This window comes from Haloplanus natans DSM 17983 (assembly GCF_000427685.1).
Classification (GTDB): Archaea; Halobacteriota; Halobacteria; order Halobacteriales; family Haloferacaceae; genus Haloplanus; species Haloplanus natans.
Genome location: NZ_KE386573.1, coordinates 2531683 through 2552223 on the forward strand (window position 1 = coordinate 2531683; position 20541 = coordinate 2552223).

The 20541-nt window shown below is 49.8% G+C and carries 29 protein-coding genes; 26 read left to right on the forward strand and 3 right to left on the reverse strand.

Annotated features, from left to right (window positions below; all coding sequences use genetic code 11):
- Positions 1-63: 63 nt before the first annotated feature.
- A complete protein-coding gene (locus tag HALNA_RS15160; RefSeq protein ID WP_049937176.1) occupies positions 64-924 on the forward strand; it encodes a hypothetical protein in 861 nt (286 codons plus the stop codon).
- Positions 925-1627: 703 nt separating this feature from the next.
- Entirely contained in the window at positions 1628-2644 is a 1017-nt protein-coding gene (locus HALNA_RS15165; RefSeq protein ID WP_049937177.1) for a restriction endonuclease, read from the forward strand.
- 24 nt (positions 2645-2668) lie between these two features.
- Here HALNA_RS15165 and HALNA_RS15170 read toward each other — a convergent pair whose 3' ends face one another.
- A complete protein-coding gene (locus HALNA_RS15170; protein WP_049937178.1) occupies positions 2669-3463 on the reverse strand; it encodes a hypothetical protein in 795 nt (264 codons plus the stop codon).
- A gap of 152 nt (positions 3464-3615) precedes the next feature.
- Between HALNA_RS15170 and HALNA_RS15175 the strand changes: the two genes are divergently transcribed.
- Positions 3616-4002 carry a hypothetical protein gene (locus HALNA_RS15175; RefSeq protein ID WP_049937179.1) on the forward strand — a complete coding sequence of 129 codons (387 nt, stop codon included), beginning with the start codon at positions 3616-3618 and terminating at the stop codon, positions 4000-4002.
- On the opposite strand, the gene HALNA_RS20180 is transcribed toward HALNA_RS15175, so the two are convergent.
- On the reverse strand, positions 3999-4223 hold the full coding sequence (locus HALNA_RS20180; RefSeq protein ID WP_157573562.1) for a hypothetical protein: 225 nt from the start codon (positions 4221-4223) through the stop codon (positions 3999-4001). The genes HALNA_RS15175 and HALNA_RS20180 overlap by 4 nt on opposite strands.
- Before the next feature lie 249 nt (positions 4224-4472).
- Between HALNA_RS20180 and HALNA_RS15180 the strand changes: the two genes are divergently transcribed.
- The 3 genes from HALNA_RS15180 (at position 4473) to HALNA_RS20185 (ending at position 8027) form a co-directional block, all read left to right on the forward strand.
- A complete protein-coding gene (locus tag HALNA_RS15180; protein ID WP_049937180.1) occupies positions 4473-5048 on the forward strand; it encodes a hypothetical protein in 576 nt (191 codons plus the stop codon).
- A 91-nt stretch (positions 5049-5139) separates the two neighbouring features.
- The gene (locus HALNA_RS15185) at positions 5140-6120 is read left to right on the forward strand and encodes a hypothetical protein (protein WP_049937181.1); all 981 of its coding nucleotides are present in this window, start codon (positions 5140-5142) and stop codon (positions 6118-6120) included.
- Entirely contained in the window at positions 6117-8027 is a 1911-nt protein-coding gene (locus HALNA_RS20185) for a hypothetical protein (protein ID WP_157573563.1), read from the forward strand. Before HALNA_RS15185 ends, HALNA_RS20185 begins: the two co-directional genes overlap by 4 nt.
- A 24-nt stretch (positions 8028-8051) precedes the next feature.
- Here HALNA_RS20185 and HALNA_RS15195 read toward each other — a convergent pair whose 3' ends face one another.
- The gene (locus tag HALNA_RS15195) at positions 8052-8831 is read right to left on the reverse strand and encodes a hypothetical protein (protein ID WP_049937183.1); all 780 of its coding nucleotides are present in this window, start codon (positions 8829-8831) and stop codon (positions 8052-8054) included.
- 213 nt (positions 8832-9044) lie between these two features.
- Here HALNA_RS15195 and HALNA_RS20190 point away from each other — a divergent pair, with 213 nt between their 5' ends.
- From HALNA_RS20190 to HALNA_RS20205, 20 genes are all read left to right on the forward strand, one after another.
- Complete coding sequence (locus HALNA_RS20190; protein WP_157573564.1) at positions 9045-9185, forward strand: hypothetical protein; 141 nt, start codon at positions 9045-9047, stop codon at positions 9183-9185.
- Positions 9185-9613 carry a hypothetical protein gene (locus HALNA_RS15200; RefSeq protein ID WP_049937184.1) on the forward strand — a complete coding sequence of 143 codons (429 nt, stop codon included), beginning with the start codon at positions 9185-9187 and terminating at the stop codon, positions 9611-9613. Before HALNA_RS20190 ends, HALNA_RS15200 begins: the two co-directional genes overlap by 1 nt.
- Complete coding sequence (locus HALNA_RS15205) at positions 9610-10167, forward strand: hypothetical protein (protein ID WP_157573565.1); 558 nt, start codon at positions 9610-9612, stop codon at positions 10165-10167. The genes HALNA_RS15200 and HALNA_RS15205 overlap by 4 nt, the downstream gene beginning before the upstream one ends.
- Entirely contained in the window at positions 10160-10738 is a 579-nt protein-coding gene (locus tag HALNA_RS15210; RefSeq protein WP_049937186.1) for a hypothetical protein, read from the forward strand. Before HALNA_RS15205 ends, HALNA_RS15210 begins: the two co-directional genes overlap by 8 nt.
- Positions 10735-11007: a hypothetical protein gene (locus tag HALNA_RS20195; protein ID WP_157573566.1), complete on the forward strand. Its 273-nt coding sequence runs from the start codon at positions 10735-10737 to the stop codon at positions 11005-11007. The genes HALNA_RS15210 and HALNA_RS20195 overlap by 4 nt, the downstream gene beginning before the upstream one ends.
- 5 nt (positions 11008-11012) lie before the next feature.
- A complete protein-coding gene (locus tag HALNA_RS15215) occupies positions 11013-11543 on the forward strand; it encodes a hypothetical protein (RefSeq protein WP_049937187.1) in 531 nt (176 codons plus the stop codon).
- Complete coding sequence (locus tag HALNA_RS15220; protein WP_049937188.1) at positions 11540-11995, forward strand: hypothetical protein; 456 nt, start codon at positions 11540-11542, stop codon at positions 11993-11995. The genes HALNA_RS15215 and HALNA_RS15220 overlap by 4 nt, the downstream gene beginning before the upstream one ends.
- On the forward strand, positions 11992-12345 hold the full coding sequence (locus tag HALNA_RS15225) for a hypothetical protein (protein ID WP_157573567.1): 354 nt from the start codon (positions 11992-11994) through the stop codon (positions 12343-12345). Before HALNA_RS15220 ends, HALNA_RS15225 begins: the two co-directional genes overlap by 4 nt.
- 146 nt (positions 12346-12491) lie before the next feature.
- Positions 12492-12686: a hypothetical protein gene (locus HALNA_RS15230; RefSeq protein ID WP_049937191.1), complete on the forward strand. Its 195-nt coding sequence runs from the start codon at positions 12492-12494 to the stop codon at positions 12684-12686.
- Positions 12683-14401: a helicase HerA domain-containing protein gene (locus HALNA_RS15235; RefSeq protein ID WP_049937192.1), complete on the forward strand. Its 1719-nt coding sequence runs from the start codon at positions 12683-12685 to the stop codon at positions 14399-14401. Before HALNA_RS15230 ends, HALNA_RS15235 begins: the two co-directional genes overlap by 4 nt.
- A complete protein-coding gene (locus tag HALNA_RS15240; RefSeq protein WP_084510070.1) occupies positions 14398-14904 on the forward strand; it encodes a DUF2283 domain-containing protein in 507 nt (168 codons plus the stop codon). Before HALNA_RS15235 ends, HALNA_RS15240 begins: the two co-directional genes overlap by 4 nt.
- A gap of 55 nt (positions 14905-14959) precedes the next feature.
- Positions 14960-15193, forward strand: coding sequence for a hypothetical protein (locus HALNA_RS15245; RefSeq protein WP_157573568.1), 234 nt, complete (start codon positions 14960-14962; stop codon positions 15191-15193).
- A 415-nt stretch (positions 15194-15608) separates the two neighbouring features.
- Positions 15609-15854, forward strand: a complete 246-nt coding sequence (locus tag HALNA_RS15250) for a hypothetical protein (protein WP_049937196.1) — start codon at positions 15609-15611, stop codon at positions 15852-15854.
- Between the two features lie 431 nt (positions 15855-16285).
- Positions 16286-16690 (forward strand): hypothetical protein, encoded by a 405-nt coding sequence (locus HALNA_RS15255; protein ID WP_049937198.1) that lies wholly within the window; start codon positions 16286-16288, stop codon positions 16688-16690.
- A 202-nt stretch (positions 16691-16892) separates the two neighbouring features.
- Positions 16893-17792 (forward strand): hypothetical protein, encoded by a 900-nt coding sequence (locus HALNA_RS15260; protein ID WP_049937199.1) that lies wholly within the window; start codon positions 16893-16895, stop codon positions 17790-17792.
- Positions 17789-18079, forward strand: coding sequence for a hypothetical protein (locus tag HALNA_RS20200; RefSeq protein WP_157573569.1), 291 nt, complete (start codon positions 17789-17791; stop codon positions 18077-18079). The genes HALNA_RS15260 and HALNA_RS20200 overlap by 4 nt, the downstream gene beginning before the upstream one ends.
- Positions 18079-18318, forward strand: a complete 240-nt coding sequence (locus HALNA_RS15265; protein ID WP_049937200.1) for a hypothetical protein — start codon at positions 18079-18081, stop codon at positions 18316-18318. Before HALNA_RS20200 ends, HALNA_RS15265 begins: the two co-directional genes overlap by 1 nt.
- Positions 18319-18362: 44 nt before the next feature.
- Positions 18363-18971: a hypothetical protein gene (locus HALNA_RS15270; RefSeq protein ID WP_049937201.1), complete on the forward strand. Its 609-nt coding sequence runs from the start codon at positions 18363-18365 to the stop codon at positions 18969-18971.
- 29 nt (positions 18972-19000) lie between these two features.
- Positions 19001-19570 carry a hypothetical protein gene (locus tag HALNA_RS15280; protein ID WP_157573570.1) on the forward strand — a complete coding sequence of 190 codons (570 nt, stop codon included), beginning with the start codon at positions 19001-19003 and terminating at the stop codon, positions 19568-19570.
- A gap of 141 nt (positions 19571-19711) precedes the next feature.
- The gene (locus tag HALNA_RS20205; protein ID WP_157573571.1) at positions 19712-20440 is read left to right on the forward strand and encodes a DDRGK domain-containing protein; all 729 of its coding nucleotides are present in this window, start codon (positions 19712-19714) and stop codon (positions 20438-20440) included.
- The last annotated feature ends 101 nt before the right edge of the window (positions 20441-20541 follow it).

Below are 20541 nucleotides of genomic sequence, written 5' to 3' on the forward strand. Positions count from 1 at the left end.
TTTCTACATTATTTAGGTTTTTGCATAAAGTTTCTTAGGGGGCGGGTTCGTGTATTACTTCTAATGTTGTTGACGGAGGTAGCTGTCAGTGAATCACGTGGGATAGAAGGGAGAAACAGGTGCGGCCTTTCTTCGCGCTTGGCAGAAGAACTGGGGAAGGAGGAGGATGACCATGTCAGGGTGGAATCCACACGGTCGAAGGCTTACTTCATCGTCGACGAAGTCCACGACGGCAGGCCAGATGTCAAAATGGGTGAGGAGGGTTTGGAAAGAGTCGGAGCCGAATCAGGTGAGCAGGTAGCTGTCAACGCAACTGTCCCTGTTGAAAGCCGTGAGGAGGCCTTCATCACTGGCGACATAGCCGAGACCTTGTGGGATAGGGAAGGGGCTGAAGTCTTTATTTCGTGTCCTCACGGCGGCGATATCGAGTATAATACGGATGAGATGGGGATGTACCTGTTCAAGAAACTGCGGTCGCAGGAGATCGAGTCATCGGCGTGGATGCTTCACGGGTACTACAGTGGTGATAGTAAGGATGCGTTCGAGCGGTGGCATGTCAAGAAACCGGTGAGGGCCTTCGACGCCTACCCTGGTTTGAGGCAGCTGATTGAGAGGGATGCTTCGTTCAGGTATGGCGTCGGGTTTCATATTCACGAGTATGATTATGTTGCTGTCGGCGGCATGGCTGATCAAGAGATCCGGAAGATGGTCGCTGACAGTATCCGTGGGCCTGTCCCGTCGAAGTACGATATTGTGACAGATTACGGGGAGATGGATTTGACGGGGAGGGGGACGACGATGTCGCATAACTACTTCGCAGAAGACAATCAGGGCGTGCAGATTGAGATGCCGTACAAGGTGGCATACAACAAGTTCCACAGCGTCCCTGAAGCGGTTGCGGACGTCTTCACTGAGATCCTGTAGGATTTACTCGTCTTCCGAACATTTTTATTGTTAGTTGTCGCACCTCGGTATTAACACCGTGTCCTCCAGTGATTACTCTTCAGAGTGCTCCTACTGTGACGCGAAACCGTTTTCCGAGGGACCTCAACACAGCAGTAGTTGTTCTCGGTATCAAGAGGAATTAGCTTTGAGCACGGATCTTGCTCACGAATATAGTTGCAAGCACTGTGATGCCCGGCCTTTCGTTGCTGGTGCACATCACCGTAGGAATTGTCCTCGTCGTATAGAGGAGGATGTTGAAATATCCGTTACTGGAGATTATGATTATGCAGAGATGTGTAAGTTCTGTCGTGCGGAACCTTTCTCCCAAGGTCCTCACCACAGTTCTGATTGTGAGAGAAAGCAGGATGTTCCACAGTATGGGACGAAATTAGCACATAAGAATGAGTGTTCGAAATGTGGTGCCAAACCGTTCGTGGCTGGATCACATCACAGGACGGACTGTATACGGCACATTCAGTAAGGTTTTACTCAATCTCCTTATCGAACGCAAGTGACTTCTCTTATTTCCTCATTAATTCTTAGGTCGCTTCACTGATTATAGTATAATGACCTCTAATCTTACTCCGAGCTAAGTTGTAACAGTACCCAGTCGGGCGATATACGGAGGTGATTATATTATCCTCTGGCCTACAACCTACCTGAATAACGGGCGTCAATCTACATGGATAAGGTATTCAATTCTGAGGAGAGCCTGGAAGACCTCACTGAGACACAGCAAAAAATCATAAAATATGCAACTGAAAACCCGGAATGGACTCATCAAAAGGTTGCAAACGAAGCCGATTGTTCGAAGGGCTACGTAGGTACGGTTCACAGAGACTACATCGCTGAGGAAGTCGACGTTGGTTCAGTTTCATGGGACGATATTGACGACGAATTATATGAAAGCCTTGTAGCGGGTTTAGAGGCGCAAGACGATGTTGACAGGGTAGAGCAAAAATATGATCTTGAATTGAGTGAGGGCGATTCTAAAGAAGTCGACGTCGCTGTTTGGAAGGAACTTGAGCGCTATGAGCTCTTGATCATTATCGAGTGCAAGTTCCATGAGAGCCCTATTGAGCAGGAGATCGTGTCTGGTATGATACGGAACAAAGAGAACTCGGAAGCTAATCATTCTGTCTTAGTATCTAAAAGCGGCTTTCAGGAAGGTGCTATCTCACAAGCAAAGGATGCAGGAGTCGACCTATATACTCTCAAAAAATTAGAGGATGATGATGCTGGCCGATATGTTCAGACCCTCGATCTCAGCTTGACGATGTATAATCCCAGTGTGGAGCCTGTCGAGATCCAGATCTCACCGGTTGGATTCGTACCAGATGATCTGATATCCCGAGCTCAGCTGAATCAAGACCCGCCTCTATGGGACGAGGATTACACCTACTTAGGAATCAGCCTAAACGAATATCTACGGGAGTTAGGTGACGGAAAGAGCCATGGAACGTATCGAGAAGATATCGAGGACCGGTTTATTGAACATGATGGCGTTTTCTACCAGATAGATTACATAAAATACGACAAGGTGCCTAAGGAACCTCAAGCAGAGTACGAAGAAGAAATCGATCTACTTGATGAATACGACCTTGTTATGATCGATGAATTGGAGCCTGATGAAGATGATCGCGAGTTCTATTCTCTGCAAGATGTACTCGAATCATTCATCGACGAAGTCCATAGGTAAACACTGCACAGCAGAACGTTTTCCTTAGTCTTTCCTAGAGAAGAACTGGTTGTCTTCGATGTTAATGCTGCTTCTTCCTTCGGGAGTATAGTCGTTCTTTTCTTTCCATTCCATGTTTTCTTCGAGGCCTTCGTACGTGACGAAGTGTTTGAAGTGAGGAGTTCCTATGTATCGCGGGTGGATTCTCTGGTCCCAGAGCAGATTGACATCGTCAGGGAAGCCGTGCTCCTCGATTTTGGAATGGACTTTCTCTGCCGACTGTTTCTCTCCACTGCATAGGAAGAGCAGGACGGATTCAGATTTTTCGCAGTTTCTGAGCGGGGTCAGAGGGAATGGTTTCTCGTTCCGAGGCGTCTCGATGAACAGCTCTGCAACCATGTTCTGGCCGGCAACGATTTTGATATCTCCGTGTCCGAGATTGTGGCCGGTCAGCGGCATCATGGATTCGAACACGTCCGCCATAGCAGCTGAGATAATGCTTCGAGACAGTGGCTCACACCGGACAGGCACTAACAGGTTCACTTTGTCGACGAGCTGTGGAAGTGAGGTAAGGCCTTCAGCGAAGAGTATGGAGACACCACGGCTGCGATGCAGAAGTTCGAGTACTTGGTTCTCTACGTCAGGTTCGGTGAGGTCGCCGGATAGGAAGACGAAGTCACTTTCTTCAACGTCTTTGAAGCAGGCTTCCAGTTCTGGTTCAGAGTTGACGGTGTAGAGTTTGACGTCGGTCTCGGTGCCGATCATCCGGACTGTTTCCGCGCCCGTTTCTCCGATGCCGATCACAGTGACGTCTTGCTTCCAGATAGGGTCGTCAGTCATATTGATGTCCTGTACAGTGCTTTGACGTAGCGGTACCGGTCTTCGACGTCCCTGCAGAAGGCCTGTGACATTGCTGTTCTGTCAGTGGCTTCCTCTTCTCCGCCACAGTAAGGGGTTAGGTAGAAAAGACTCGGGTGAACGTTGTTACAGTAGTGACTGAGGGTTTCTCGTTCGATGCGGTAAGAAGGATTCTCGAGTCTGAAAGCGTCTACAGCCGTGAGGACTTGGAGGTCAGTGAGCGGCGTTTCTATACAGGCCTTGGAGACTCTCGTTTGGAGATCCAGTATTTCTATGGGGATCAATTGGCAGTAGGGGAGTACTATGACGAGAAGTTGGGCCGGGGATATGTGGTGAGAGCTCGTTTCTATGTTTCAGAGGATCTGGAGGATTGGACGCCGTACCAGTTGGAGACTGAGGATGGTAGTGTGTCCGAGATTGATGACGATGAGGAGCTTTTGGAGGCGACGTTAGAGCAGATGCGAGAGTGGGATAACCGTCTTCAGGACGAGTTTCCTCCAGGCGTAGTTACCAGGGTTTAACTGATCACAGGTTCGCCCGAGGCGGTGTACAGTGCGTGGAATCTGTGTTTGTTCCTGCAGCTCGTGGAGACTGTGTATGGTGGGTTGCCGACGGGGTATGCAGTCGCGTTTTTCGCATCCTCTCTGACGCCGGCGAAGTAGTATTGTTCACCGTTGTTCTCGATGGAGGCCTCGACCTGTACTTCTGTGCTGCAGTGTGGGCAGTTGACGGTCTCAGTCATAGTTAAGGAATGTTCTCGTGTCCGAGATGCAGGTCGGACGCCAGGAAGCGAGTCATCTGTAATCGGTAGTTGTTGTTTAGGCCTTCTCACTGTTTACGATTTTGCATAAATTCGTGGTTTGAGGTTCATCGATTTGATTCACCAGAAAGCTGAAGGAGTCCTTGAGCAGAATACGTATACAGAGTGAATGGTTCTAAGCAGGGCTCAATCTATGTTTTTGGAGATAACCATCGACATCAGCGTGATGAAGTGAAGGAGCGACTGTATTCCGTAATCCCGGAGAGTGCTGAGGCCTTGGTGATGGAACACGCTGAAAAGACGGGTGGAGAGGAGCCTTCCCAGTGGACTGCCTTGAAAAATCCGAGTCTCCTGTTGATGAAGTTGCTTCTGGTACGGTGGGAAAAGCGGCGGAGGTCGGCGTCGGACAGGATTACAGGCGGCGGTCAAACCAGTGTAGCGGCGGAGGTAGCGGAGGAGCTCGGTCTCGAAGTAAAATACACGGATCTCTCATGGGTTCAGCGCTTTGATCAGCAACCTGTGTACCTGACGGCGGCTTCCTGGGCTGCTGTACTGCTGCTTTTCTTTGGCTGGATTCTACATCCGCTCCTGAGCGTTCTATCTATCCTGCTCATCCCAGCTGTAATGTTTTGGACTCGCAGGGGCTACATGGGGATGCGAGATGAGAGGATGGCTGAGGACCTGAGGAAGTACGGAAGCCAGTACTCGGAGATCGTGTTCTTCGCGGGCGACAGTCATATCGACTCAGTAGCGGAACTGCTTGACGGCGAATTTGAGATGATAGAAGAAGGAGAATCTAGGCCCTGAATCCGTCGAGTTGGAAACCCGCTAAGGCCTGTTATTCTTGTTGAGAAAGACCACCACAGGTTCTATGTTACATACTTGGCAAAGAGGCGTTATGGTAGAATGTAATGGGGTTGCTATCTATCGATGTATTAAAGAAAATGACGAGTTGGTGGAATTAGCTGTTCTTGACTCTACTGAAATTGAGGAAGGCGAGAATGAAACTGTCAAAGAGGTCTCGCAGAGTCTAATTAAGGATTTGATTGGAGACCACAGCATCGGAAGTCGAAGAAGCACTCCAGATTACGGGGATAGTAAATCGGCACGGATCCACGAATACACAGAGAGCGCTGAAGTGGAACGAGAAAATGGCTACGTCACTAAAGAAGTGCTTGAGGAATTGCGTCACAGCACGAACTTGGCGGAAAATTCCCGTGCTATAGCTGAGTGGTATCTTGACGAGACTCAGTCACGGTCTGATCTCATTCTGGTTATTCCATATACTTACGACGACGAGAATTTCGTAGGGGTAATCAAGACACCCTATCTTGATGACGCATACCAAACGGATCCATCTGATATTCTACGGGAGGCTCAGCAAGTTATCCGTGAAGACACTCACAAAGGGATCATCCACCCGCGCTATGATTTCTCTATCGGAGAAATTGACACGGGGGAAGCTAAAGTCTATCAGAGCGGAGGAGGACAACAGTACGCGGACTACTGGATAGGGTTCGTAAACTTAGCTGACAGCAAGGTAGAGGATGAGGAGCTGGTTGAATCAGTAGCAGATGGTAGTGGGCCAGTCGCTGCTATCCAGTCGTCTTCAGAGTTTTCGGATCTACCTGGCCGCGTTGATGACGAGAGTGTTTTAGATGGGAGGATAAACATCGAAATCTCAGGTATTTCGTTAGATGTTGATGTCGGTGATTTAGCTGAGGGGAGAGTCCGTCTCGCAGAAAAAGATGGAAGCTACTTCGTGATTTTCACCGGCGGAGACTTAGATGTTGAAGCTAGCGATGGCAGCACCAGTCAAGAGCTCCCGGATCTAAATGAGTTTGAGGACTTGGAAGAGGCCCTCGGCGACTATCTATGAATCTTGAGGAAGTCGATTACTTCCTACAGCATTTACAACCCCTTCAGCAGAAAGGCTGTATCGAAGAAGGTCTTCGGAATATAACGGCACTGTTGGATCCGGATAGGCTTACACGGGGTGAAACTGGTGCAGTCCTTTCGAATATCTTAAACTATACCTCCGTAATTCAGGACTGCAGTATTGACATAAATGCGGATGGTTTCAGCGAACATCTTTTCCGCATCACCAGTACTGGAGTGAGCCTGCGGGAAGATGCTATTGAGTATTTAGACGAAGAGACAGGTATCAGTGCTTCTAGGTACCGTCGGGATATAAATTCCCACGCTGATAGCGGAAGAGAAGGTAGCGTTGTATACGAGTTAGTTAATCTCCTTCAGGAGATATCGAACACATCCTACACGGTGGATTCCACGATTCTAATTAGTAAGTCCGAGATTCTGGATATCTGGATTGCAGGGTCATCAAATTGGTCGGTGAATCCTGATAGACTGAGCCTTCAGTTCTGGTTTGAAATTGAGAACTTCGTAGGTTGGGTAGACAGCAGGGATCTAGCTGAATACGCTTCAGAGATGTTCTCTGCCGAGGAAATGCCGGTGCTGGTTTACCACAGCAATAGCACTGAGACGGATTTGAATGGAAGTGAGCATTTTCCTGTATTTGCGCTCTCCGAATCACCGCAATATCTCTCAAGTCGATATGATTCCTACAGGAACAAGATGTCTTCAACCCGAGAGAACACCTCTTACTTCCATCAAGCTCCGGCTATCACACCATCCCTCTTCGCTGATTCGCCTTCGCTACGGACCGTGTTCAAACCAGCTTTTGTCTACTCTGTCTTTGCAGTCTTTTCTGATAGAGTTGCTGTATCAAATTCTTCTTTCTTGTTCTCGGCTGAATACGGTCCCAACACGATCGATAGAGATGAGGTTGATATTGAGGAGTTCTCTTCAAACCTTTCAGAAGATCAGTTGGCAGATTTAGCTGATCTGTATCAGGAGTTTGCGCGGAGAGAGGATCGAGCGAAGTTTGTGGAGTTCTGGCGGCGTAGTATGCTTCAGAACTGTGATGGAATCACAGACATGATCGATGAGGTTGCGGACATACGGAAGAGCTACCAGTTCATCGAAAGCGAGGTGATTGAGAAGAACTTCGATGAATTGAGTGATGCGGTCCGCGACACAAATGCCTTCATGACGGAGATCACTTCACAGGTTTCGGATACTACGACTGCTCTTTCTGACGAGATTCAACGGTTGGTTTTCGCCCTTCTGGGCGCTATTATAGCGAATCTTTTCTTGATCCTTCGCTGGAGTAACTTTGACACTGTCATCCCGTTCTCCCTGTTTGTTGTGAGCGCGATACTGCTGTTCTATTTCCCACTTATTGATCGAAGGATCGAGGAACTGGAGGAGATGAAATCCAAGGGTCAGGAGGACTATGAGACGTACAAAGACTTGATTTCGAGTTTCACGGGTCAGGCCTTTGACTTCGGTGACCTGGAAGACCGTAAGGACGAGTATCTCTTATACGCTGATCAGAGGCTAGAGTGGTCAAGGCGGAAAATCAGACAGATACATGCCGTTTTGCTGCTTACTGGGTTGATGTTCGTTTTCTTCGCCAATTACCAGTACCAGTTCCACTCTATTCAAGTCGCGTTCTCAGGAGTCTTTTTCCTCTCAAGTGCGTACATTACCTATAGGACGCACACACAGACCGACGAGTACAGCTATCACAAATTTGACTTGACCCTTTCGGGACGAGGCCTCTCTGATGATAGTGACGGAGAAGCTGACAGCGAAGAAATCGAGATCTCAACGAACTACTTACCGTTGATAGTTTCAGTTCTATCCTTAGCAGCTATAGCGATCCACTTTGCTGTATGCTATCCGTTTGGGCCTCAGGGATAGAAGAACGGTCTAATACTTTCGAAGCTACATATTCCCCCAGACACGGAACAGGACTTTGGCAGCGTATCGTGCCTGTGCCCGGTAGTCCTCCATCTCGTTTTCAGTAATATTGGTCTCGATGGAGTGGGCCTCTGCGTTGGCGTCTTGCCGGAAGGTGTTCAGTTCGTCTATGAAGTCGCTGTCAAGGCCTCCGGACAAGTGATGGAAATCGTTGAGGTTTTCCTCGAAGTTATCGATGAGGTCGCTAAACTTCCTGAACCGGTGGTTTTCAGGGCGGTAGTACAGGTCTATTCCTTGTTTCCCGTACTCCTTCCGGAGAATGTCGATGATAAGGTTCTCCAATAGTTTTCGTGTCAGGACGAGGGTGGCGTCGTTTACTCCGATACTGTAGCAGTGGTTGATGTCGTCGACGAGGTCGGGATAGAAGGTGCCGGGGATGTTGTCGAGGTCGAGGAATTGTTCGGAACGGAACGTAGAGTGTAGCGCCCCTGTTCCAAGTTCTTCGTTTTCAAGGATTTCCAGGGCTGGGTATTTTTCCAGTGTGTCTGTGTCGGTTTCGGCCAATGTGTAGATTCGCTGCATTACTCCGAGGGCTTTGTCTTCGTCTTCTTCGGCTACCTCTCTGAGGAACTGGGTTGTGTTGGCTTGCTGGTCGTTATCGCGGTGGTCCCAGCTGGCGTGGAACCGGTCTATATTTTTCAGAGTGTCGTTGACGCCGAACTCTGTAGCGGCCATTACCCAGTCATCTGTTTCCAAATCTTTCTGGACGGAGAATCGGGAGAATTGGCCGATGAGAGTTTCCATAGGATTTTGAGACATAGACAGGTGGTAGAGTAGTCAGCCACCTGTAACTACCGCATGTCTGGATTAGATATAAAAAAGTCACTTGGAAAGTGAGTGTTATGAAGAATATTTATGAGACATTTGAGGACGAGGATTTTGAAAATCTGGAAGAGGTGAAGGGCGACCGCACCTGGCACGACGCCATTCTCGAAGAGTTCGGGGTGAAACAGTAGAGTGGGAGATCTCGTAGATACTGAAGCCCAGATCGGAGAACTCAGTTTCAACGTCAAGAAAGAATACGAATGCCCGGACTGCGGTTCTGTCCACGTCCTGGATATCGATGTAGACGGTGAAGTTGAGGTGACTGTCTACTGATGAGCTCTATCCCGTTACCGGAGAAGGACTGGATTTTCTACATCCATCCCACAGGCCATATGCTGTACCATAGGGAAGAGGTCGAAGGCGAGGTCCGGGAGTTCCCGGTTTATACTCACGCAGCTGTGGAGACGTGGCATTTCTCAGAAACTCATTCAAGTACTAAAAACGGCGGTCAGTACGAGGTAGAAGAGCCGTCGAATGATTTCTGGGAGGGCGTAGGTCTGATCCATGACTTCCTCCAATCCGATGCTCAATCTCAGAAGAAGGAGATGCTTCAGGCGGTCAAGGAACTACAGCACAGACTAACATACCACGAAGCAGAGGCCTTAGACCGGTTATTCGGCACGGTCAGAAACTTGGAGGAAGAACCCAGTGATGTCCGAGAGGTTCAGGCCTTGTTCTCCGAGGTGAGAAACCAGCAGTGAGTGAGGACGAAGTTACTGCCGGCGAATGGTCAAAAGATGCTGCCGACATTCAAGCAGTAGTATCCGACGATCACCGTGTAATCGATAAACTCAGAGAACTGGGTAGAAACCCGGCCTCTATGAATCTCTCCCGGTTCAAACGGACTCACAACTTAGAGCAGGCAGTCGTCTCGGTCTATTATCTGAGGAGAATGGTTGATATTCTGGAAGAAGGCGGATACACCAAGGTATTGGTCGAGATGGGTACCGATACGCCGGTACAGTTCACTGCCTCCGGTAGAGAGTCGAATACTATAGGCTGTATAGCACCGCAGGTCGCTCCGGAGGAGAAAGAAAAACTGCTAGAGGCTCAGCAAGAACTCGGAGACTTTCAAACAGAGTGTCTCCACGAAAGTTGCGATTGGCAGGATACCTACGAAGGCCTTGACGAGGCTAAAGATGCTGGCCGGGAGCATCGTTATTTTGAAGGTCACCAGTTCAAGGTGTACAGCCCGCTCGGAAAAACCGAATTTGACAGCACAAGGCCTGAAGAGGTGAAGGCCAGCAGTGAGTGAGGGCGAGAATATCTGTGATCGCTGTGGTGCAGATTTGAGAGAAGAAGGCGTATTCCATTCCTGCTCTGGTAGCCGGGATCAGAAAGAAGTAGATGAGGAGAAGTACCGTTTAGAGGTTACAGGCCTCGGGTACTGTCTTTACGACGAGGAGAATTTCCCGGTAGTGGTTCACTCGGCGTGTCCGATCATCAACAGTCGAGACGACAGTATCGGGAACATGGAAGAAAGGCCTGTACCAAACGAAATCAAGGCCGCGCTGTACCTTCTTGACAACGCACAAAACCTGTACGATGACGGCGAGGAAGTTCGAGCTCGGTGCTACGAGAAGGTAGTTGAGACTGAGTTATTCGAGGAAATGAGTCAAAGGAATAGACAATTTCTCAACGTGATCTGGGACAACATCGAGGGCGACAGTACTGTTCCCGAGATCGAGGAGTTCCGGGACTGGTGTGTTGAGACCGTTGATGCTACCGAGGTAGTTGATCTGAATATGATGGTTGACGCGGTCCACGCCGATATAGAAGAGCAGCTCGACGAGGACGAAGATGAAAGAGGTGAGAACCAGCAGTGAACAAGACGGAGAAGCGGATCTTGCTTGGAGTTGCATTCATCCTTGTAGCACTTTTCTCCGCTGCAATCGGTTCAAGTGTAACTAATTCTGAGGCCTCTGAACTAGATCTGTACTGTAAGGCCCAGGATATTGACCTTGAGTACAACAACTCTATCAAGGCGACAGAATCCGGGTTAGTAGTCCAGTGTGTAGATGATGGTGAGGCGTGGAGTTTCCTACTAACCAGAGGCTCAGATGCTAAAATCGACACTACAGAAGAAGGTGAATAGATGCTATGGTAGACGAAGACGGTGTAGAACAGATTGAAGAAGTAGAAGAATATGCAAAATCTAAACTCGCAGATAAACTCGACTACTGCTCGAAGACCGGCGAAGTACATCGATACGATGACTTCGACAGGTTCAGCCTGTGGACTCTAATCGGTAGAAGGCCTTGCAGGGCCTGTGGAGAGAAATACTCTAACGGACAGATCAGGAGTAGCAGGCCTATAGAGAAGGTCCTCGAGAAAATTGAGGAACTGAAGAAGTCTGCCGAACGAGGCTTTCCGGACAAAGTAACGAATGCACGGGAACTTGCCCAGTGCCCAGAGTACGAGGATGACTGGGTCCACGACTTGGGCTGGTCTGAGAGAAGAAGATATCGTAACGCCAAGAAAATCCTCAGTTACGACAGTTTCGTTGACTCCGATAGTAGAGAGGAACGAGAAGAACTGACAGCGATGAGATTCGATGATAAGTCGATGGCTGAAGTCGGAGATATCGTTGACATAGCTGAGATTCTGCTTGAGGAGCGTGATAACCAGTGAGCGAAGAGTTGATTCAGAAGGTCAGTCAGACAGTGATGAACGACGTTGAGGACCTCGAAAATCCGCAGGGGGTGGCGATGGTTACTTTCGGAGATGGAGCGATACCGAGTATCCATTCTGCCGAGGGAACTGATGTACAAACCCAAGATCTCGTGATCAGTATCAACGCTCTTCTTGAGATGGCTCTTCAGAAGACGACTGCTCCAGAATCAGTAGTGAATCAACTGCGGTCAAGGGTCTCCAGCAACATCGAAGACCCCCCGGTTGAATTGACCGGAGAGAATCCTGACGTAGAAGAGATGAAAGTGAATGAGGGTACGGAGCAGGGAAGATACCCGTTCAGATGGGGAGACGAGACAGTCGAGATTGTAGCAAGCGAAGGCACAGCTGAGGAGATCCTCAACGCTCTAAGAGAGGCCCAGCAGACAGACGGAGGTGAAACCCAGCAGTGAGTGAGGAAGAAGAGATTGAGGATATTGACCCGGATGCGTGGAGAGTTGGAGATTCTTTGATCCGAGGTGAGCTACCGTATCATGGAGACTCTGTGGATTCAGCCAAGCCGCTGTATACACCTGATGGCATTGCTGAACTTGCTCACCGGTTGTGGACACATTGGAGCCAGCACATCGCTGAAGAGGAAGACATCAGTGAGGACCGACTTGAACGGTGGAAACAGCTGTGGATACCTTACGAAGACCTGAGTGAGGAGGACAAGGAGGACGACCGGAGACTTGTCCAGCGGTTCCTATCTGAGAAACCTGACTACGATGCTGAAATCGATACTACGGGTGATCCAGAGTGAGTGCTATCTGGCTTGCTGTCTGCGTGGAATGCCAGGAGGCAGCGCCTTGTGACGACCGAGATGAAGCTGAAGAACAGATAGAGGACCATCACCACCAAGACAGGGTCCAGTTCGTCGACAAAATTGTACTAAGGTGAATAGATGCTATGGTATATGATTCAACGAAGGTTGAACACGGTAACGTGGAAGGACTCCGGGAAGATATTGAGGAGCTTCTGAAGCGGTGGAAAAATGAGGAAAATCTGAATAGAGAAACGGCGATCGAGACTTTAGATGACTTGGAAAGCGACCTTGAGTTCCGAGAAGACGATATCTTCGACGAAGAAGGTGGTATAGAGTGACAGAAGACGATGAGAAGACGATTACGGTTACAGAGCAAGGCCTGAAAATCCCCTTAGTAAAAATACTTACTGGCAGAGGCAGCATCTTCGGTCAGACAGGGTCAGGAAAGAGCAATACCGCAGGCAAGATAGCGGAAGAAATCCTCGAAGAAGGCCGTCCGCTGCTCGTGATCGACGTCGAAGGAGAGTACTACGGCCTCAAAGAAGAATACGAACTACTGCATGTCGGAGCAGACGAAGAATGCGACTTACAGGTAGGACCGGAGCACAGCGGGAAGATCGCCGAACTCGCACTTGAGCAGAACGTCCCGATAATCCTCGATGTCTCCGGCTACATCGACAGAGAAGAAGTCAACGAACTGGTTCACGATACCTGTAAAGCACTGTTCGACAAGGAGAAGAAGCTGAAGAAGCCGTTCCCGATCTTCATCGAGGAAGCGCACGAGTGGATTCCGCAGCAAGGGAAACGCGGAGAAGACGGCGAAGTCACGGATATGTTGATCCGGATCGGGAAGAGAGGTAGGAAGAGAGGCCTCGGCATAACAGCTCTAAGTCAGAGACCTGCTTCGGTCGACAAGGACTACGTCACCCAGTGCGACTACAGGATCTGGCATCAGGTTACGTGGCCTTCAGATCTTGACACGGTGAAAGACGTTCTCGGGAAAGAGTTCGAGGACAAGGTGAAAGATCTGGATGTCGGCCAAGCCGTTTTCGAAGGGAACTTCCTGGAAGAAGACCGGCAGATCGTCAAGTTTCTTCGGAAGCAGACGTTCGACGCCGGCGACACACCAGGCCTTGACAACGTTGAACGACCTGAGCTCAAGTCTGTCTCCAGCGACCTCGTAGAAGAGCTGGAGGAGATCAGTGAGAAGAAGCAGCGGGAGAAAAGCCGGATAGAAGAACTGAAGCAGAAACTGGAAGAGAAAGAAGAGAAGTTGGAAGAGGAACGTGAGGCGCGAAAACGTGCCGAGGACATGAGTCAGATGGCCGAGCAGTTCACGCAGGCTATGGCGTCCGGAGGTAACGCCGAGGTCGAGGAGAAGGTTGACGAGATCCGTGAGGAGAAGAACGAGAGAATCCGTGAACTGGAAAGCGAGAAACAAGAATTAGAGAACGAGGTCTCCCAGCTCCGGGAGGAGAATCAGAGTCTTCAGCAACAGGTTTCGGAGCTTGAGGAATACGAGCAAGCAGTTCAGCATATGGACCAGCTGCGTGAAGGAGTTCAGAGAATGTCCGAGGCCTTGGGTCTTGACACAGGTAGTACTGATGAGAAGTTGAAGGAGAAACTGCAGAAGAAAGAAGAACAGATTGATGATCTGGAGGCGAAGGTTCAGAAGCTTCAGCAGCAGGGATACAGTCTCGACGACGAGTTTGAGGAAGCGATGGACTTCCTGAAGCACGAAGCAGTGAAGGAAGAGGTAGAGAAGGCCTCTGACAAGACTACTTACAGCGAGGACAACGCTTGGGATGCACTCTCAGTGCTTGTAGACCAAGAAGAAGCAACTCTAAGCGACCTTACTCCGTATGTCGACATTAATCGAGGCAGTCTCTCGAAAATCATGGCTCGTTTAGCTGAGCACGATGTTGTGGACAAGGGTAAAAAAGGCCAGAAGAACCTGTACAGCTTGAATACGGAAGGATTGAAGGATATAGTTCAAACTCAGAAGAAGCGGTCAGAGATGGCTGACCTAAAGGAGAAGGTGAAGAATGAGTGAGGCGTTTCTATAATCCGGAGTCCGGTACTGCAGTCTTAGACCTGGTAGATGACTATGAAGCAGTAGAGACAGTAGATACGGAGACCGGTGTGAACCTGGATTTCGACGAGGACGGGAAGTTAGTGTCCATCGAGATCTGGGCCTCAGACAGGATCCCGGAGCAGTTTTTCCAAGCCGAGGAAGTAGACATTGAAGGCCTTGAACCGGCAGCGTACTTGGTCGAGGTTAACGGGATGAGAGACTCTGTCTCCTTGGAGTCAGAACAACTTGACTTAGCCAACTACGGGCATGACTCAGTGGAGGAGATAGAGCTGGCTCGGAAGGACGATATCCATCTCTGGCTTGCTGATCTGAAGAAGGCGATGGACTTCGACTCCCGAGAAGAGGCCGAGGGTGCCCGGAAGCTTGTGGAGCAGGCAGGCCTTAAGCTTGGTACCCACGGCAGGCAAATTCTGGAGGAAAAACTCGAAGACGACGAAGAGGGTGATAAGCCTGATAATTGAGATTACCGTACAGAGTCTGACCCGCTTTGTCTTGTACTATCTTAGCTTCAATTCAGTGGTCACAATGTGGTTTGCAGTCGAGCTCTACAGATATGGAGAGGACAACCCTGAGATATTCAGAGGCCCAGATAACAAGCGATTCACAACGAAGTTTATCATAGGTGTCTTCTGGATCGTTCTCTTTCCCATGATGTTTACGTTCTACTTTTCGGATAGAGCCTGGGAGGAGATTATCGTCCCAGACCAGTACGAAAATCTTGAGAAAACTACAGAGGGTGATAGAAACTGATCTCTGACAAGGAGAAAATACGGCGTATAGAGAACATCGAAGGCGTCTACTTCGACATTCACGCGAAGAATAGGGCGGAGAACCGTGTCGGCCTCAATCCTTGGACGCCGAAAGAATACGAAGAAAGGATCGTCGAGCAGGAGCCGGATTTCTACTGGGACCGCAGGCACGAGAACTACCAGGCAGTATTCGATGAAGTGGTCTTCCCGTTCTCCCTGAAGCTGCATGATGATCGGCCAGGCCTCTTAGCCCGAGTCGAATCAGCGCTGCCTCCTCAGGATGGTTATCGGGAGGAGAGTGACCGGTTCATCTTGTTGAAGAGGGGAAGCGGTTCGAGTATTGGCAGGTCGCGGGATAAGGTTTCGTTGGAAGCAGCAGCGGATATCGAAAGGGAAACTGACGGAGGGGATACGAAGTGAGTGAAGACGTCGTTGATTTCAGGTTCGAGTATATCGTGACAGGCCTTGCTGCATTGGTGATCATCGCTGCAGGTTCTTACTTGGTGTACAGCCTGTTTGATTTGCTCTCCGAGTTTTTGCCCGGAGGAATGGTGATCGCTGTTGCAGTAATCACGGTACTGCTTGTGTTCTCTAATATGATCGGAGCGGTGCTGTGGACGGTCTCAGGCCTCGAAAACAGTGAAGGGGGTGAGGATGCTTGAGCAGGTTTCTTTTGGTGACGAACAGCGGGCAGAAGGGATGTCGCTGGCATATATTCAAAAACGGTGACGAGGAATGTCTGTGTAAGAGGTACTCGGCTGGCCAGGTCGACGGAAAGGATACTAAGAAGCGAGTGACGTCGGAGAAGTTGGCTCAGTTACTTGACCAGGACAATCCGCCAGGTCTCGGGTCCTGGGCAGGACCTTGCCGCGAAGAAGCCTTAGAACAGTTGACCGGCAGGAAACAGTTCTCCTGCAGTATCTGCGGCCAACCGATCTCGAATATAAGCGGATTGAAGATCCATGTCTCTCGGACCCATGGAAAACCGATGGAAGCAGCCGAACAGATGATATCGAAAGGTGGTGCCTGAATCGAGATCTACGATGTAGATGTTGACTGGAAGGAAGAGTTCGGCAACGACCCACGTCTCCACTTGGAGGCTGACGACATCCTTACTATCGATGAACTCGAGTACGAGGGCTCCGTGAGTGAAGGCCTGTGGTACGCTGAAAGCGATGATGGCTTTGTCTCATACTTTGCCTGGGACGGAGGGCAGCAGGACGGGTACGGAGGCCGTCACTACGAGATCACGACCGTTGACGGTGAGGAAGTGACGTTGAAAGGGCCTTGGAGCAGCCGTGCCGGAGTAATGAACTTGGCCGGTTACGGGCCGTGTATGGATGTCCGATTCAACAGTACAGGCACAGGAGCAGTTACTGTGGATCGTGCGGAGGACGTCGTCGACGAGTATCTGGAAGACGTCGAACTTGAGAGAGTGGAGAAATTCAGCAATGACGAACCATACTGGATACCCCGGCGAGGTGAGAATCTGGAGTGAATGACCACTGCCCTGAATGCGGAGAACCAGTAGAGGCCTCTCGGAAACTAACCAAAGGCCCGCACAAACACGACAACAACTTTCTCCAGAAAATCGATGCAGACGGATACTGCATCAGCTACCACACCAAAACCCACACACACGGAGCCAAGGCCTACGCCAAAATCCATCTTCACAAACAGTCAGAAGGTGAGAATCTGTAGTGGCAGAACTGGTTTCTGATGAAGACAAGGAAGAACTCCAAGCCTTAACGGACAAGGATAAGAGCGAAATGAATGACGGGGAGCTAACCCGTCTTACGAATCTGGCGTTGGAGAGGAAGTTCGATTACCCGGAGTGGGGCTTGTTCTTCGAGGTCACCGGAAAGAACAAAAAGAGAGCTGATGCAATAGCGTACAACCTATTCCCTTCCCGGAATTTCAAGACGATAGGTTTCGAGGTTAAGGCCTCTCGAAGTGACTGGAAAAGCGAACTTGAGAAGCCCTCTAAGAACGACTGGTTCGTCGGCCAGGTGGACGAGTTCTACGTGGTAGCCGCGAAGAAAGGTATCGTGAAGGAGAGCGAGCTGCCCCAGGGCTGGGGTCTGTATGAGATGAAGGGCGGTGGAAAGCTGTACGAAGTGATCGAGTCAGATCTCACTGAGCACCAGGACCGTGAGATGGATCCAGAGTTCTTCATGAGAGGTGTGAAGAAGGCCGTCGAGAAGATGCACAGCGCCCAGGTTTCCAAGAAGAATGCCCGACAGAGAGGATATCGTGAAGGAAAGAAGGAGGGACAGAAAGATGAGAATCTGGATTACGAGTCGGAGAAATTGATCGAGGATGGAAAGAAGTACAGAGAGCTCAGGGACGGGGTGAACGTCAGTCTCTACAGTTTAGATGACGAGGATATTGAACTCTTGAATAAGGCCTTGGACGTTCTGAAAGGCCTTGATAGCGGTTATCGCAGTGTTGTATCTGAGTTAGAGCAGTTGATGAGTAAGAATGCGGACGTTCAGGAGAAGATTTCCGAGGTTAAGAGCGAAGTCCAGGAGCTGGGTGAGGAACTGGACGAAAAGCAGGATGTGACCTTGGATAAATTCGGAGGTGAGAATAAGCCGTGACCGAAGGCTATCAGAACAAAAATGTTGAGAGACTTGTTGGTAAAGTCGAATCTGAGAGAGAATTGAAGATGTATGCCGTCCAAATTTCTTCGATTGTTTGTGGACTTTCCATAGTAATTGCTCTGTTCGTTTTCCAGACCTCTTTACTATTGGCTGTGGCAGTAATTATACTCTCAATTCCAGTGGCTTACTACGAATACAGGGAGACGATGAGGCGCGGCCGGAAGGCCTTGAAAAGCTGGAAAAACCTTGATCCAAAGGTCAGAGGTGAGAATCAGCAGTCATAGTGGATGGCAGAGAGGTTGACGGCTACTATATCGCAAAGGCCTACGACGGCACAGACTTCGAAGAAGAGGAGATTTTCTACGCTTCTGCCGGCGTCCCAGACTACGTTGAAGAACACGAAGACGCGATTGACGAGGCCTTGGAGCAGAATCCGGACAAGATGATCTTCCCGGCCACGCTGAAAGAAGCAGGAGAAGCTCTGGACCCTGCTTATGAGAGAGGTGGCTCTTCATCCGAGTAAGAGAAGAGGACAATCCTGAGTGTGTAGAAATCACGGAGGACCACTTGGAGAAGTTCCAGGACTGTGACCCTCTCCCGATCTATGAGGTGCCCACGGAGCAACTGGGGTACGGAAACAGGATCTTGGTCAAATTCAGAGAGTTGGTTTTCGGCCAAGAAGGGGGTGCAGAGTACACTGCTTTGCCTTTCCCCAAGATCAGGGTCAGTAAGGAACTCAACGAAGAGATAAAGGACGATGTTGTGAAGCACGAGGTCAACCATCATCTTGACCGGACGAGATCAGAACCGGATAAGTACGATATCAGGTTCGCAGCTATAGTCATCCCTGCTTTCATCGTTACACTTTGGTCAGTGCATCTATCCGGCCTCCTAAGATATGTTTTGTCAAGTGTAGGGCCGACGGTTCTCATTGTCTATCCGTTGTATCACCTGTTTGTGGTGGATGAGAATAAGGCAGATCAGGGTACGATTTTCGAGGATAGGGATCTCTCGTTCAAGAACTTGGCAACCTATCCTGTAGCCCTCGCTGCTACTCCATTCAAAATCTTGAGTCTGGTTGAGGAGTTCTGGATGGAGAGACCGCGGATTTTCACCGCTGTCAGAGACTCCTTCTCTAAGATCGAGTGGCAGAAGGTGATATCTGAATCAGCTTAGATGAGCCTCTTGACCATCATATACAGCAGTTGACTGAAGTTGACGGCATCGACGAAGCTACTGCACAAGATCTTCTTCAGGACTACGATTATCCGGGTGAGATCTTTACCGATCTTCACTTCAGCACTGTTACTGAGGATCGAAGTTATCCGGATCTTCCTGTCGACGATGTCGGCCAACTACATAGAGAAATGATTGATGCCGGGATCAACTATTACACCGGAAAGGCGGTGTACCGGGAAGCAGTTCAGCCGGATCCTGCGGACATTCTGAGGTTCAGCTACCCGGAGAACAGCGACGAGGAATACGACTTGCTGGGTAAGACTATCGATAGCTTGGCCCACTACTGGAGAGACACGGATAATTTCCTCGAGGTCAAGCGGTTCGAGCATACGTTGGAAGGATCTCTGGAAGATGTTGAGGACGACACGGAACGATTCCCACATCAACGGAGGGGCTACCTTCGAAGGTACGTCGACGACAGAGAGTGGGAGATTCTCAGAGAACCTGACTACGAGGATATCAGGGAAAACTCGGTTCCTCGTTCTGTGGACCTGCCGGACGAGACCGAGCAAACAACCTTCTCCGACCTACGGTGAAGATCCGGGCTTGGGAACAATAACCAAGCCCCACGGTTTCTGGTGGAGATACTGACACCTGTCTCGTTTCGAATTTTCTAATTCAATAGAATCTGCAAGTTCTGCTAGGTCTTATTGTTGATCCCCCCGCCTTGTCCAAGTATGCGTGATCATGAAGACTACCTGAGGGAGGAAAGGAAGCCTGTAGAGCCGAGGAAAGAGGACTTGAGCAATCTTCCAAGTGCTGCCGAAGAGCGTGCCGAGATCGAGAGGCAACATCAGGAAGAGTTGAGGAGAAAACAACGACGTATGATGGAAGACAGGCAGAGGCAGCTTGATGCCTTAGCTGCGGAAGAAAAACTCCGGATGATGGACCAGCCAGATCCTCTTCAACGATCTGGGAAATCAGTCGCTGCCAAATATACGTTGCCAGCGTTAAAGAAATGCGTTGACACCGGGCTTTCCACTACCTGCAAGAACTGTGGTGCAAAACCGTTCTCCGAAGGCCCTCATCACACCTGTTCCAGGGAGGAGAAGGTACTGAGACTCAGTACTGACTTGGCGCATAAGTACAGCTGCGGGGAATGCAACGCCCAGCCGTTCGTCCCCGGCGTTCATCACCGAAGAGATTGTTCTCGCAGGCTCAAGAAGAAAGTCAAAGATGTGGTTGAGAACCGTGATTACTCCACGCCCTGCAAGTACTGTGGCGTGAAGCCGTTTTCTCAGGGACCGCATCACGACAGTGATTGTGATCGGAAGTGGAGCTACGTTGCCTACTCAACGAAACTCGCTCATATGTACAACTGTGCCGAGTGTGATGCGAGGCCTTTCGTCGCCGGCCCGCACCACAAGGATTCTTGCAGCCGGCATTTCTACAGTACTGTCTTCTGAACTGGGTCAAGGGGTGAGGCCCTGCATTTGTTTTTTAAGCAGTATTTCCTCAACCTGTTCCTGTGGTGATCACACCATCGCAAATGAAGACAGATACCGGT

Bases quoted from the DNA above. Each gene is read 5' to 3' on its own strand.
- HALNA_RS15160 (WP_049937176.1), top strand. From the start codon at position 64: ATGTTGTTGACGGAGGTAGCTGTCAGTGAATCACGTGGGATAGAAGGG.
- HALNA_RS15165 (WP_049937177.1), top strand. From the start codon at position 1,628: ATGGATAAGGTATTCAATTCTGAGGAGAGCCTGGAAGACCTCACTGAG.
- HALNA_RS15170 (WP_049937178.1), bottom strand. From the start codon at position 3,463: ATGACTGACGACCCTATCTGGAAGCAAGACGTCACTGTGATCGGCATC.
- HALNA_RS20180 (WP_157573562.1), bottom strand. From the start codon at position 4,223: ATGACTGAGACCGTCAACTGCCCACACTGCAGCACAGAAGTACAGGTC.
- HALNA_RS15185 (WP_049937181.1), top strand. From the start codon at position 5,140: ATGGTAGAATGTAATGGGGTTGCTATCTATCGATGTATTAAAGAAAAT.
- HALNA_RS20185 (WP_157573563.1), top strand. From the start codon at position 6,117: ATGAATCTTGAGGAAGTCGATTACTTCCTACAGCATTTACAACCCCTT.
- HALNA_RS15195 (WP_049937183.1), bottom strand. From the start codon at position 8,831: ATGGAAACTCTCATCGGCCAATTCTCCCGATTCTCCGTCCAGAAAGAT.
- HALNA_RS15200 (WP_049937184.1), top strand. From the start codon at position 9,185: ATGAGCTCTATCCCGTTACCGGAGAAGGACTGGATTTTCTACATCCAT.
- HALNA_RS15215 (WP_049937187.1), top strand. From the start codon at position 11,013: ATGGTAGACGAAGACGGTGTAGAACAGATTGAAGAAGTAGAAGAATAT.
- HALNA_RS15230 (WP_049937191.1), top strand. From the start codon at position 12,492: ATGGTATATGATTCAACGAAGGTTGAACACGGTAACGTGGAAGGACTC.
- HALNA_RS20205 (WP_157573571.1), top strand. From the start codon at position 19,712: ATGCGTGATCATGAAGACTACCTGAGGGAGGAAAGGAAGCCTGTAGAG.